The sequence below is a fragment of the Aliiruegeria haliotis genome, assembly GCF_003003255.1.
Taxonomy (GTDB): Bacteria; Pseudomonadota; Alphaproteobacteria; order Rhodobacterales; family Rhodobacteraceae; genus Tropicimonas; species Tropicimonas haliotis.
Genome location: NZ_PVTD01000015.1, coordinates 1 through 11,713 on the forward strand (window position 1 = coordinate 1; position 11,713 = coordinate 11,713).

15 protein-coding genes are annotated in these 11,713 nt (G+C 62.2%); 1 reads left to right on the forward strand and 14 read right to left on the reverse strand.

The features are described 5' to 3' along the window. The coding region (locus CLV78_RS21735) for a transposase (protein ID WP_146136752.1) at nucleotides 1-193 on the forward strand (193 nt) is incomplete at its 5' end. 9 nt (nucleotides 194-202) lie between these two features. Here CLV78_RS21735 and CLV78_RS21740 read toward each other — a convergent pair. The 14 genes from CLV78_RS21740 to pduA form a co-directional block, all read right to left on the reverse strand. Next, nucleotides 203-1,243 (reverse strand): response regulator, encoded by a 1,041-nt coding sequence (locus CLV78_RS21740; RefSeq protein WP_245925241.1) that lies wholly within the window; start codon nucleotides 1,241-1,243, stop codon nucleotides 203-205. A gap of 55 nt (nucleotides 1,244-1,298) precedes the next feature. Beyond that, the gene (locus CLV78_RS21745; protein WP_245925243.1) at nucleotides 1,299-2,678 is read right to left on the reverse strand and encodes a sensor histidine kinase; all 1,380 of its coding nucleotides are present in this window, start codon (nucleotides 2,676-2,678) and stop codon (nucleotides 1,299-1,301) included. Then, entirely contained in the window at nucleotides 2,630-3,781 is a 1,152-nt protein-coding gene (gene metK, locus CLV78_RS21750) for a methionine adenosyltransferase (RefSeq protein ID WP_106207972.1), read from the reverse strand. Before metK ends, CLV78_RS21745 begins: the two co-directional genes overlap by 49 nt. Before the next feature lie 29 nt (nucleotides 3,782-3,810). After that, a complete protein-coding gene (locus tag CLV78_RS21755; protein ID WP_106207974.1) occupies nucleotides 3,811-4,728 on the reverse strand; it encodes a glycyl-radical enzyme activating protein in 918 nt (305 codons plus the stop codon). A gap of 54 nt (nucleotides 4,729-4,782) precedes the next feature. Continuing rightward, the gene (locus CLV78_RS21760) at nucleotides 4,783-5,085 is read right to left on the reverse strand and encodes a BMC domain-containing protein (RefSeq protein ID WP_106207976.1); all 303 of its coding nucleotides are present in this window, start codon (nucleotides 5,083-5,085) and stop codon (nucleotides 4,783-4,785) included. 15 nt (nucleotides 5,086-5,100) lie between these two features. Then, nucleotides 5,101-6,780 carry an aldehyde dehydrogenase family protein gene (locus CLV78_RS21765; protein WP_106208075.1) on the reverse strand — a complete coding sequence of 560 codons (1,680 nt, stop codon included), beginning with the start codon at nucleotides 6,778-6,780 and terminating at the stop codon, nucleotides 5,101-5,103. Continuing rightward, nucleotides 6,780-7,283 carry a GlcG/HbpS family heme-binding protein gene (locus tag CLV78_RS21770; protein WP_158263631.1) on the reverse strand — a complete coding sequence of 168 codons (504 nt, stop codon included), beginning with the start codon at nucleotides 7,281-7,283 and terminating at the stop codon, nucleotides 6,780-6,782. The genes CLV78_RS21765 and CLV78_RS21770 overlap by 1 nt, the downstream gene beginning before the upstream one ends. Nucleotides 7,284-7,305: 22 nt before the next feature. Further along, nucleotides 7,306-7,572, reverse strand: coding sequence for a EutN/CcmL family microcompartment protein (locus CLV78_RS21775; RefSeq protein ID WP_106207980.1), 267 nt, complete (start codon nucleotides 7,570-7,572; stop codon nucleotides 7,306-7,308). A gap of 10 nt (nucleotides 7,573-7,582) precedes the next feature. Next, nucleotides 7,583-8,371, reverse strand: a complete 789-nt coding sequence (locus CLV78_RS21780; protein ID WP_106207982.1) for a hypothetical protein — start codon at nucleotides 8,369-8,371, stop codon at nucleotides 7,583-7,585. Between the two features lies 1 nt (nucleotide 8,372). Then, entirely contained in the window at nucleotides 8,373-9,203 is an 831-nt protein-coding gene (gene eutJ / locus CLV78_RS21785; protein WP_106207984.1) for an ethanolamine utilization protein EutJ, read from the reverse strand. A gap of 16 nt (nucleotides 9,204-9,219) precedes the next feature. Continuing rightward, nucleotides 9,220-9,897 (reverse strand): phosphate propanoyltransferase, encoded by a 678-nt coding sequence (locus tag CLV78_RS21790; RefSeq protein WP_106207986.1) that lies wholly within the window; start codon nucleotides 9,895-9,897, stop codon nucleotides 9,220-9,222. A gap of 84 nt (nucleotides 9,898-9,981) precedes the next feature. Continuing rightward, nucleotides 9,982-10,452 carry a BMC domain-containing protein gene (locus CLV78_RS25010; protein ID WP_281261161.1) on the reverse strand — a complete coding sequence of 157 codons (471 nt, stop codon included), beginning with the start codon at nucleotides 10,450-10,452 and terminating at the stop codon, nucleotides 9,982-9,984. A gap of 44 nt (nucleotides 10,453-10,496) precedes the next feature. Next, the gene (pduB, locus tag CLV78_RS21800) at nucleotides 10,497-11,318 is read right to left on the reverse strand and encodes a propanediol utilization microcompartment protein PduB (protein ID WP_106207990.1); all 822 of its coding nucleotides are present in this window, start codon (nucleotides 11,316-11,318) and stop codon (nucleotides 10,497-10,499) included. A 27-nt stretch (nucleotides 11,319-11,345) separates the two neighbouring features. After that, complete coding sequence (gene pduA, locus CLV78_RS21805; protein WP_106207992.1) at nucleotides 11,346-11,639, reverse strand: propanediol utilization microcompartment protein PduA; 294 nt, start codon at nucleotides 11,637-11,639, stop codon at nucleotides 11,346-11,348. Nucleotides 11,640-11,713 lie beyond the last annotated feature (74 nt).

The following is an 11,713-nucleotide window of genomic DNA, read 5'->3' on the forward strand; positions in this document are numbered from 1 at the left end:
CCCGCCCAGGGCGAAACGAAAGAAGCCCGCATCCTACAACAGGCGCCTCTACAGGAAGCGCCACCGCATCGAGAATGCCTTTGCTCGCTTGAAGACTTGGCGCCGCATCGCCACCCGCTACGACAGATGCGGAGACCTGTTCCCGTCTGCCATCTGCATCGCAGCCATCGTCTTCTTTTGGCTGCCAAAATGAGTCCTGACCCTAGTTCGCCAGGCGGGCTTTCGGATCTTTCAGCTTGCGTCGGTATTCTGTCGGAGACAGGCCCACTTCTTTCTTGAAAGCCTTGCAGAAGTAATTTGCATCACTGAACGAAAGGTCGAGTGCGACATTGCCGATCGGAAGATCGCTGCCGCCCAAAAGCTCCTTGGCCCGGGTGATGCGCTGCTCTCTGATATAGGAGACGAAAGTGGCGTCCATTTCCTTTCGGAATAGCCGGCTCAGGTAGCACGGGCTGATATGGGCAAAGTTCGCCGCACCCTCGAGGGTGACCCGCTTATGAAGGTTGCGCTCGATGAAGTTCAATACATCCTGAACATGGTCCGATGTGCGCGCACCACCCTGGCCCTTCACCTGGAAAAGTTGGTCGACGACCTGGAAGGCAAGCTCCTGCACCTGGAAATGGCTTTGGATGTCAAGATTCTGGTCCAGGAGATGCCGGATGCTCCCGGCAAGTTCGGGCGTCACCTCCAGACCACGGGATTGCAGGCTGTCTGTCAGAGCATCGAACAGGTCTCGCACAGCGCGATGCAAAGGCGCCCCTTCCGTGCCGAAAATATCCTGCAAGTGGCTGCGCGCCATCGAGAGGCAGTCGCGGTAGCGGTTCTCGTCGGCCAGTCGCGCAAACTCGTCGGTCGCCTTGCGAGCTTCCTGTTCTTGCCGCGGCGCGGCGTCGCCAATGCAGGCCGTCACGGCACTCAGAAGTTCCGCGGTTCTGATCGGCTTGAGCAAAAAATTGTCGGCCTTTAAGTGAATCGCCTCTTTCATGATGTCGAAATGGTCATAGGCGGTAAGGATGATGACGCGCGTCGGAAGCCCGCGGTCGCGGATGATCTGGATGATCTCCAGACCGTTCGGACGCGGAATGCGAATATCCACCAACATAAGGTCGATATGCGTCGTCTCGATCAGTCTGACCGCCTCGGCTCCATTGCGCGCCTCGCCGACGACCCTTACGCCGTCATGCTTTTCTTCGAGGATTTTTCGCAGCGCCCTGCGCTCCAGTTCCTCGTCCTCGACGATCACGACATCGAACATTTTCTGTCTCTCGTTTCCTGTTCGCATGTCCGGTCGGTAAAGCTCATACGGCCCCCGGATCAAAGTCGACCGGAAGCCGCAGACGAACAAGCGTTCCCTTGCCGTCGCGATAGGGGCTCACGATCTCAAGCCCATGATCCTCGCCGTAGTAATGACGCAACCGGCTATCGATGTTGCTGATGCCAATGCTGCGGCGCTTTCCGTCGCCCGCGGTTCCAGCCAGTGCCTGCATCTTGCGTTCGTGCGTGATGCCTTCACCGTTGTCGCTGATATCCACGACGACATCCGATCCCGTCAAATTCGCCGAAATCTCTATCAGACCGTCGCTTTCGCAAGGCTCGATGGCATAGTTGATGCAATTCTCGACAATCGGTTGCAGCGCCATGAAAGGACAGGACACATCGCAGACCTCATCCGGAAACGCGATCTTGAAGGTAAAACGATCCCCAAGGCGAACCTGCAGCAGATAGAGATAGTTTTTTACGTGCTCCAGTTCGGTGCCGAGCGACACGAAGGGCGATCCGCTCTTGCGAAGGATATACCGCATCATGTCGGCGAAGGCATGAACCGTCGATTCCGTCTGCTCGGCATCCTCGACGAGGGCCAGCCTGCCGATCGTGTTGAGGACGTTGAACAGGAAATGCGGGTTGACCTGGTATGAAAGCGCCTGAAGTTCCGCCTCCCGGAGAGAGCTTTCCAGTTCTGCCCGAAGCTTGGATTCCTCCATCAGTTTCAGCTGGTTACGATAAAGTTCCTCGGAGATTGTCTTGTTGTAGCTCTCTTCCACGATATAGGAGGCGAAGTAGTGGAGCGAATAGGCCGCCGCGCGCAGCTGTTCGTAGGTGATCTCGCCGGTCTGCCCAAAGAGACCAAGCAGTTCCTTGTTCTCTCGCCAGGCCTGCTCTGTCGGGAACAGCCCGGAGAGGTCCATCAGATTGGGCATCGTTTCGCCGGGCGCCAGTTTCACTTGTCCACAGGTTGCCGCTCCCAGATATTCGCCGCGGATCGAAATCGGCGCGGAAAAATCCATCAGCCCGCAATGGCATTTGTAGATTGACGGCTCACCAGTCGACAGTGCCGCCTGACCGCCGACCGCATCACAATGGAAACACCGTTGCTGCCACTCGGGGTGCTTTCGGATCGCATTGCAAAAGGAACTGAACCCGCTCGGCTTGGTGATCGGTTCGCCCTTCGGGTCGACGATCACCATAGCAACGCCGACGGCCGTGCTGAAATTGTCCTGAATTTTCTGAAGCGTCTCGACGCTCATCAGGTCTTCCAGCTTGCGCCGACGCGCCTTCTTCGCAAGCAGGTCATCGCCCATGAGCGCGAAATCGGGATCTGCCGGCGCGCGTGGCTCCAAAGCGGGAGGACTCAGTGGCAGGCTCTGCGCAGCTCCTTGGTCCGATCCGTCCGTTCCCATGCGAAATCCTCCACTTCGCGCCCAAAATGACCGTAGCTCGCGGTCTTGCCGAAGATCGGACGTTGAAGATCCAGGGCTTCAATCATCCCGGATACGGACAGAGGGAAGATCTGGCGGATAGCCCGCTCCAGTGAGTCCGTATCGACATCGCTGTCGGCCGGGACCCTAACACCAATCATCTCGGGGGTGAATTGCCCGATTGCGAAGGCAAGCGAAACTTCGCAACTGGGCGCAAGCCCTGCGGCAACCACGTTTTTGGCAATGTATCGCGCCATATAGGCCGCTGTGCGATCGACCTTGGTCGGATCCTTGCCCGAGAAGGCGCCGCCACCGTGCCGCCCGATGCCGCCATAGGTATCGACCATGATCTTGCGTCCGGTCAGTCCGGTATCCGCCGCCGGTCCTCCGTCCACGAAACGTCCGGTTGGGTTGATCAGCACCCGCGTATCGTGACGCAGCCAAGGCCCAAGCACCGGGACCAGCACGTGCTCGATCACCCCGCGCAACATCTTCTCCCGGGGAATGTTCGGATCGTGCTGGCAGGACAATACGAGACTCGTGAGTTCGACCGGTCGGCCGGCATCGTCGTTGCGAAAGGTGACCTGCGCCTTGCCGTCCGGACGCAGCCAGGGCAGTTGCCCGCCATGGCGCAGTGCCGCCAGCGTTTCAGTCAAGCGGTGCGCATAGTGGATCGCCGACGGCATGCAGGAGGGGGTTTCGTCACAGGCATACCCATAGAAGATCCCCTGATCGCCGGCGCCGAGCGCCTCATTGTTGTCGGCACCATCGACACCTTGCGCGATATCGGGAGATTGCGCCTGCAAGTCTCTCAGGATGAAGCAATTATCGGCATCGAAGCCGAGCGCGGGGTCGCTATAGCCGATCCTTCGCAGCACCGACCGCACGACAGGTGGAATGTCCACCCGCGCCGTCGATGTGACCTCTCCTGCGACATGCAGCGTGTTGCCCGACGCAAGTACTTCAACGGCCACGCGCGCCGTCGGATCCTGCGCCAGATAGGCGTCAAGAATGGCATCCGAGATCTGGTCGCAGACCTTGTCAGGATGGCCTTCGGTTACCGATTCCGAGCTCACATAGGTCATCGCCTTCGCCTCCCGACCGGATTTCTGTGTCAACCGCCGACCACGCAGGTCAGCCCTTTGGCCTCAACCAATGTCACGAATGGCGCCATGTCCGCCGGTTTCAGATCGGGCACGCCGTTCATCGGATAGTCCTGGCCGAGCAGCGCGTATTTGTTCTCGCCATAGCTGTGGTAGGGCAGCAGGTGCACCGTATCGACGCCGGGCATGTAGGTGGCGAAGGTGCTGATATTGTCGATGGCCTGCGCGTTGTCATTGACACCGGGCACGACCGGAACCCGCACCACTGTATGAGAAAGCGTCGCAATGCGTAGCGCGTTTTCAAGGATGATCCGGTTGTCGACACCTGTATTGGCGCGGTGTACGTCGGGATCAATGGATTTCAGGTCCATAAGAACGGTATCGACATGCGGGATCACATCGGCGACCGTTTCGGGCGAGGCGCAGCCGGTGGTTTCCATTGCCGTGTTCCAGCCCTCCGTGTGGCAGGCCTTGAGCAACTCGCGGGCAAACTCGCCCTGCATCAACGGCTCGCCCCCCGAAAGCGTCACCCCGCCACCCGACCGCCGGTAGTGGGTCGCGTCCCGGCGTAGCACCTGCATTACCTGCTCGACGCTCATCCGCTTGCCGGCAAGCGTCAGCGCATCGGTCGGGCAGACCTCCACGCACTTGCCGCACTTGATGCATGCGTCCCGGTCGACGAAACCCGGGTTTGCTCTCGAAAGCGCCTGCACGGGGCAAACCGGCTGGCAGGCGCCGCATTTGATGCAGCTGGCATCGCGATAAAACAGATCCGGCTCTAGGGACTGCGATTCCGGGTTGGAACACCATTTGCAACGCAACGGACAGCCCTTGAGAAAGACGATGGTGCGCACGCCGGGCCCGTCATGCAGAGAATAACGCTGGATGTCGAAGACGATGCCTTCGCAGTCGAAATCGGGGGTGCTCATCGGTTTTCCTTGTCTTTTCTTGTTCTTTGGCTGCGCATTGCTGCGGGTGTTCGGTCAAAAAACGGTTGGCTGCCCGGCCTCGATGGCCTCCATCGCCGCTCTCACGGCAGATGTTTCACCAAGCACGGCGAGGGTCGTGGTGGTCTGCGGGCAGGTTCCGTTGAGTTCGACGGTGAAGACATCGGCAGCCTTCTCCGCCACATCGGCAAAATAGAAGAGATCGGGCACCGAGGTCTGCACCAGCCCCATGGCGGACACCGGATGCGCCTCCACCCATTTGCGCACCTGCGGCGAGACCCGCCGCTGGAGCATGTCCATGACGCCATTCTGGGGAGAATTGATGATGCGTGCATTCATTGTGGCTCTCCCGTCTCAGCGCACGTTCAGCGCTTCGACCATCACGCAGCGGCGCTTGCGAGCGAAGGAGCGGGCAGAGGTCAGCCCCTCGCCGGTCGGTCCGGCAATGGTGAAGGTTCCGAAACCTTCGCCGCCGACACCGATCCCGGCATAGGACGGGCCATTCTTGACGAAGATCGTGGTCTGGATGAGCTTGGCCATCCTGGTCAGCTTCCGAACATTGGTCGAATGCATCATCGCCGTGTGCCGGTTGCCACCCTCGAGCGCGACGGCGAGGTCGATCGCCTCATCGACATTCGCGGCACGGACCACCGGCAGGATCGGCATCATTAGTTCCTCGACGGCAAAGGGGTGATCCTTGCCGGTCTCGACGAGGATCACCTTCGTATCGTCACCGGCGGAAATCCCAACTTCCCTGAGCAGATGCACCGCACTCTTGCCGACGCAATCGGTGGCCAGGCCGCCATTTTCGTTCAGAACCCGTTCTTCCAGGCGCGCAATCACCGCCGGGTCGGAGATCAGCATCGCACCGCATTTCTGCATTTGCTTGATAAGGTAATCGGCCACCTGATCGACGACGATCAACTCCTTCTCGGCGATACAGGGCAGGTTGTTGTCAAAACCGCAGCCGTTGATGATGTCTTGCGCCGCCTTGTCAAGATCGGCTGTCTCGTCCACCACGACGGGCGGATTGCCAGCGCCCGCGCCGATGGCCTTCTTGCCGCTGGACATGACCGTCTTGACGATGCCTGGGCCGCCTGTGGCAACCAGCATCCGCACCAGCGGGTGAGACATCATCGCGTTGGTGTTCTCGATCGAGGGTTTCTGCACCGTCACGATCAGGTTTTCCGGGGCGCCAAGCGCGGCAAGCTTGCGGTTCAGCAGCTTGATCAGCAACAGCGATACCCTGGCGGCGCGCGGGTGGACGCTGAATACGACAGAGTTGCCCGCGGCAAGCATCCCGATAGCGTTGCAAATGATCGTCTCGGTCGGGTTGGTCGTGGGCGTGATAGCGCCGATCACGCCGAATGGCGAGTATTCCACCAACGTCAGCCCACCATCGCCACTCTGCGCGCCGGTGCTCAGATCTTCCACGCCGGGTGATTTCTCGGCGGCGAGCCGGTTCTTGATCACCTTGTGGGCCGCGTTGCCCATGCCCGTCTCGTCGGCCGCCATGCGGGAGATCCGGTTGAGGATCGCGGGGTCCAACGCGACCGCGCGAATGCCATCGACGAAGTTTCGCCGGGCTTCCATCGAGCAGAAGAGATATTGTTGTTGCGCAGCATGGGCGGCCTCGACCGCAGCGGTCATGGTGTCGAACACACCGTCACCGAGCGCGGTGAAACCTGTCTCGGAGAGCGCTTCGATATCCTCTGCAACGGTTTCCGCAGCCGGGAGTTCCTGGGGATCCAGCTTCTGGCTGAGCGCGCGGACGACGAGATCACTCACCATGGTATCGGTCGTGTCGTCCCCGGTCTTGGCCTTCGTCCAGCAGCAGCGCTTAGATCCCGGCACATAATCGGGCGTTGCACCCTTGGCTGCATCATCCTGGATCCCGGCTAGCAAATCGGCGACCAGTTCTGCCGCGAGCCCCGAGGAAGTTTCGGCGGGTTGTGCAGCCTGGGGGGTCGCCGGGGCGCTCCCAAAGCCGGCAAGGACCCGATCCACGGTGTTGGTGATTTCTGCGTCTTTCATCATCTCTTCTCCGTCTTCGGGCCTGGGCCCGCCTGTTCGAATGCTTCGCCCAGGGCATGCCGGGCAATCTCCATATCTTCATTCACGCTTCCGCCGCTGATGCCGATGGCACCGCACAGCCGGCCCTTTCGGGCAAAGGGGATGCCACCGCCAAAGACCACCACACGTCCACCCAGATTGGCCTCCACGCCAAAGAGCATCTGGCCGGGTGCGGCCAGTTGGCCGAGCGCGTCCGTTCCCATGCGGAAGGCCGCCGCCGTCCATGCCTTGTCCGTGGCAAGCTGGGCCGAGGCCGGAAGGATGTTCGCCATACTGTGAAACAGGATCTGGCGACCTTCCCGATCGGCCACGGACACCGCGACCGGCACGCCGATAACGCGCGCATGCTCCTCGGCCCGGGCCGCGATCCTACAAGCCTCGGACAGCGTGACATCTCCGGAATCCGAATACAGTGACGCGAGTGCTTCACCGAGAAGCCGGTCAATGATCGCTGCCGTCTGCATCACGCCCTCCTCCTTGCCCCGCTCAATGCGTCTCGACCGTGTCCACGATGCCGACGATGCTGGCATCCGCGACCGACCCGTCGAGCGATTCCGTCATCCGTGCCGCGCTGCTGGTGGTCACGATGACGATCTCGCCATGCCCTGCACCAACTGTGTCGACAGCAATCTCTGTGAAGCCGTCAGGCTCCGTTTTCTCGTTGAGCCGGGCCACGATCAGCAGTTTCGAGCCCGAGAGGCTCTGGTCCTTGCTGGTGGACACCACGGTTCCGATAACGCGTCCCAGATGCATCTTCCTCTCCTCACTCCCGCACGAGCTGAACGCTGCGCGCCCGCAATTCTTCCGCCGCCAGCGGTGTGACCAGCACGTTCCTGGCAAGGCGAAGTGTGTCTGACGCGACGGTCTTCGCCTCGTTCCAACCAAAGACCCGCCGCTCGGCACGTTCGACCGGTGTGGACGGAACAACCGGCGCTGGCATTGCCGAGCCAGACACGGCTTCGGCCAAGCGCGAAGCCCAGACAAATTCGACACCGAAGGCTTCAAGTCGCTCCAATTGCCCGGCCAGCATGGATTGATAGGCGGGCGTGCCGCCAAGGCCGCGCGCCAGCCGTTCCCGATTCGCCGGGCAGCATCCGTCACGTGCGGCGATGACCCGCTTGCCGCGCTCCAAGGCGCCAGACAGCAGCCCCGGCAATGCGCTATCGGCCAACCCGCCGGCCACGCGCGCCGCCAATGGCAGGCTCAGGGCCGGGACCAGCACCAACGCATGACGCATCAGGCAGGCCTCGATCTCTTCAGGCGACAGCGCGGCATCGCTTGGCACCAAGGGTTCAACCCCGCCGGCCAGCCCGCGCAACTGCTCGGCGCCGATCAGCCCACCGGCACACGTGCTACGCCAGATCTCCAGCCGCCAGCCCCTGGCCGCAAGCTGCGCCATCGAGGCGGTCGCCCCGCGCAGGCCCAGATCCGTTCCCGACAGCAACACGAGCGCCGAACGCGCGCGTATCCGCAGCCGCTCCACGATGCGGTCCGAGAGCAGATCCAGCAGCGCCTTCTGCACCAACAGGTCGAGATCCGGGCGGTCAGACATTTCAGGCCGCCTCTGGATACATGGCGATGCCCAGCGGCGTGACCAGCAGCGGCTCTGCCGGTTTAACCACTTGCTTGCCAGTCTGGTTGGCGAAAACGTCCTTGAACTCGCTGAAGGCGCAGGCGCCGCCGACCACATGGATTGTGATGATCTCGGGGTAGTCGACCAGCACGCTGTTGACGATAGAGGCCATCTTGTCGACCACAGGCCGCACCAACGCGAAAACATCGCGTTCGCTGTCGGAATCGAGCTTTTCCGCTTCTGCTTCGGCAAAGGAGATGCGCTTGGCCCCGGCCAGAACCAGCGTCATATGGGTACCCCCGGTCGCCTCGTCGAAGGAGGCCAGCACCTCGCCGCCCCGCAACACGCTGATCCCCGTGGTCCCGCCGCCCACATCGACAACGGCTCCGTCCCGCAACCCAAGAAAACGGGCGGCAGCGGTGGGTTCGTCAACGATCTCGGCCAGTTCAAAGTCGGCCGCCTCGACCACGTTTCCGATTGCCTTGGAACTCCCCGGATGGATACCCGGCGGGATCGCGGCGGCGGCGCGGGTCAGTGGCCGGCCGAGACGCGCCTCCAACTCTTCCTTCATGTTTCGAACCGCGTGAACGGCGCCCATGTAGTCGACCACGATGCCGTCCCGAACGACGCTGGAGCGGTGGGTGATCCCGGCAACGGGGCGGTTCTGGGCGTCAAGCACGGACAGGACGAGATTTGCCGTGCCAAGGTCGACTCCTACCTTCAGCGGCCCGTCCGCCCATTGCTCAACCGGGGCTGTGGAGCGGAACCGGATCAACCCGGCGAATTCGCGCAATGTCAGCTCGGTGTTCATGGATCGCTCTCCCGTCTCAGGCCCTGACGATCCGAACACGGTCGTCGTTCTTCAGGCCCAGCCCGTTGGCTTCCTCCACGTCGATATGCAGCTCCAATGTCGATGCTTCGGCGGTCCGGATGGCTACGTGGTGCAGCACGCCACCGCGCTCGCCCTCGGCCAGCACATCGACCTCTTCACCATTGACCAGGCCGAGCCTGGCGGCAGTCTCGGGCAGCATGTGGATATGACGCTGGGCGATGATCAGCCCGCTTTCCGTTTTCACCACCCCGTGCGGGCCGACAATCTCGACGCCTGGCGTATTCTCCAACTCGCCGGACATTCGCATCGGCGGGTGGATGCCGAGCACGAAGCCATCGGCCTTTGAAATCTCGACCTGCGTTTCCTTGCGCAGGGGGCCGAGAACACGCACCTTGCCGATCTCGCCCTTGGGGCCACGCAGGATGACGGTTTCCTCGGCCGCATACTGGCCGGGTTGCTTGGACGCCTTCTTGCGGGTCAGCACCGCGCCCGGGCCAAACAGCGCGTCCATGTCTTGCCGGGACAGGTGAATGTGACGGTTCGAAACGCCAACCGGAACCAATGCGGGATCTGTTCCGCTGCTGTCACCCGTTGCGGCTTGAACAGCGGCCGCGCGGCCCTGTTCGAGCAATTCGGCGACGATCCGGTCAATCAGGCTGTCTGTGGCTGCCATCTTCCTGTCCTGTGTCTCTTGTTTTCTTGGATCCGGATGGTTGGTCCGGCCGCCATGGAACCAATCCACGGCGGCCGACCCTTCTCAATGAGCGGTCGTTGCCGGTTTGCGGGGCTGCCGCGCCGGCGTCTTCTTGACCTCTTCGGTCTTTTTGGCCGGGGCGGCCTCGGTCGCCGGTTTGGCGGCGGTCGGGGCCGCAGCTTTTTCCGGTGCCTTTTCGGGAACCGGCTCGGGCTTGGGCGCTTCGGCCGGTTTGGCTTCGGCTTTCGGCTCAGGATCGGCCGGGCGGCCGATTGTGTCGACGCTGCCCACCAGCCCGTCGATCCCCTCGCCGGGCCGCGCGATGACCTTGGTGGCAATGACCCGGTTGACCCGGCTCGCGGCCATCTCTCCGGCAGCAACAGCTGCCTTCATCGCGCCGACCTCGCCCTGCAGCTTGACGGTCATCATGCCACCGCCCTTTGCTGACTCGTAGCCCACCAGCTCGACGTTCGCCGCTTTCACCGCCGCATCCGCGGCTTCGACGGCGGCGACAAGTCCGACGGTTTCGATCAATCCCAGACTTTGCTGTGACATGATGGTTCTCCTTGCTCAGCCGATCAGATGTAGGGCGTGGTCGAGGACACCAGAGGTGCCGCATCGAGCGTGCCCAGGAGCTGCTTTCCGACATCGCGCGCCGCCTGGATCGACTGGCGAACGGCACCGGAATCCCCGCTGAAGGTGAAGATCACCTCGTTGGAGAAGCTCGTGCCCTTGGCAGGCGAGGCATAGCCCACCGCCTCGACCGTCGCGGCCTTGGCTGCGGTATCGGCCAGCATGACGCCGATGGCCGCCGGGGCGCCGACGGTAATGCCGAAAGCCTGCCCGACCGGAGCGCCAAACGCCTTGTTCAGCGCGAAACTGGCGCGGGCGGTGTACTGGAACTCCAGGTGTCCGGCCGGCGAGCCATAGACATCGCCAAAGGTGCGTTCCAGTTCGCTCAGCGTGACCTCGACCGCGCGGCGGGCGTCAGAGACGTCCTGTGCACCGAAGAGGATCAGGCAGCCATGCCCGGCCCCGCCTTCGGTGTCGCGGGCCAGTTCGATCAGCACAACCTCGCTGTTGGTGGCCTTCACCGCCTCATCAGCGGCGAAGATGTGCGGGCCGGCACCGGTGCGGGCGCCGACGATACCGATCGAGCGGTATTTCTTGTCGATGCCCATCTGCTCATGCAGCAGCGGGTCGACATTGGCGATCACCATTCCGATGGTGCTGCCGATTGCGGTGCCCACGAATTCGGTCAGCGTACATTGTGCTGCCGGTTTGGCGGGCGCCGCGGGAGCCTCGGCCACAGGCGCGGCCGGGGCTGCCGGGGCGGCGGCATCGCCACCCATCTTGCGGAGAACGTCCCCCATCAATTGTTCGACAAGATCGTCTTTCATGACCGATCCTCCTTTGTTTCTCTGGGATTACTCGGCTGCCACGGCGGCGGGATGCGGAAGGATCCGCTCCACTTCGGTGTGCGGCCGCGGGATGACATGGACCGAGGCCACGGTGCCAACCTTCTCGGCAGCGACCGCGCCGGCATCAGTGGCGGCCTTCACCGCACCGACATCGCCGCGAACCATCACGGTGACGAGGCCGGAGCCGATCTTCTCATAGCCGACCATGGTCACGTTGGCCGATTTCACCATGGCGTCCGCCGCTTCGATCGCGCCGACCAGACCTTTGGTTTCGACCATTCCCAGTGCTTCCTGTTGCATCGTATTCTCCTTGCTCACGATGTTCCGATTGTCAGTAAGTTGCTGTTTCGTCTTTGGGTTTCCTGCGTTGGCTC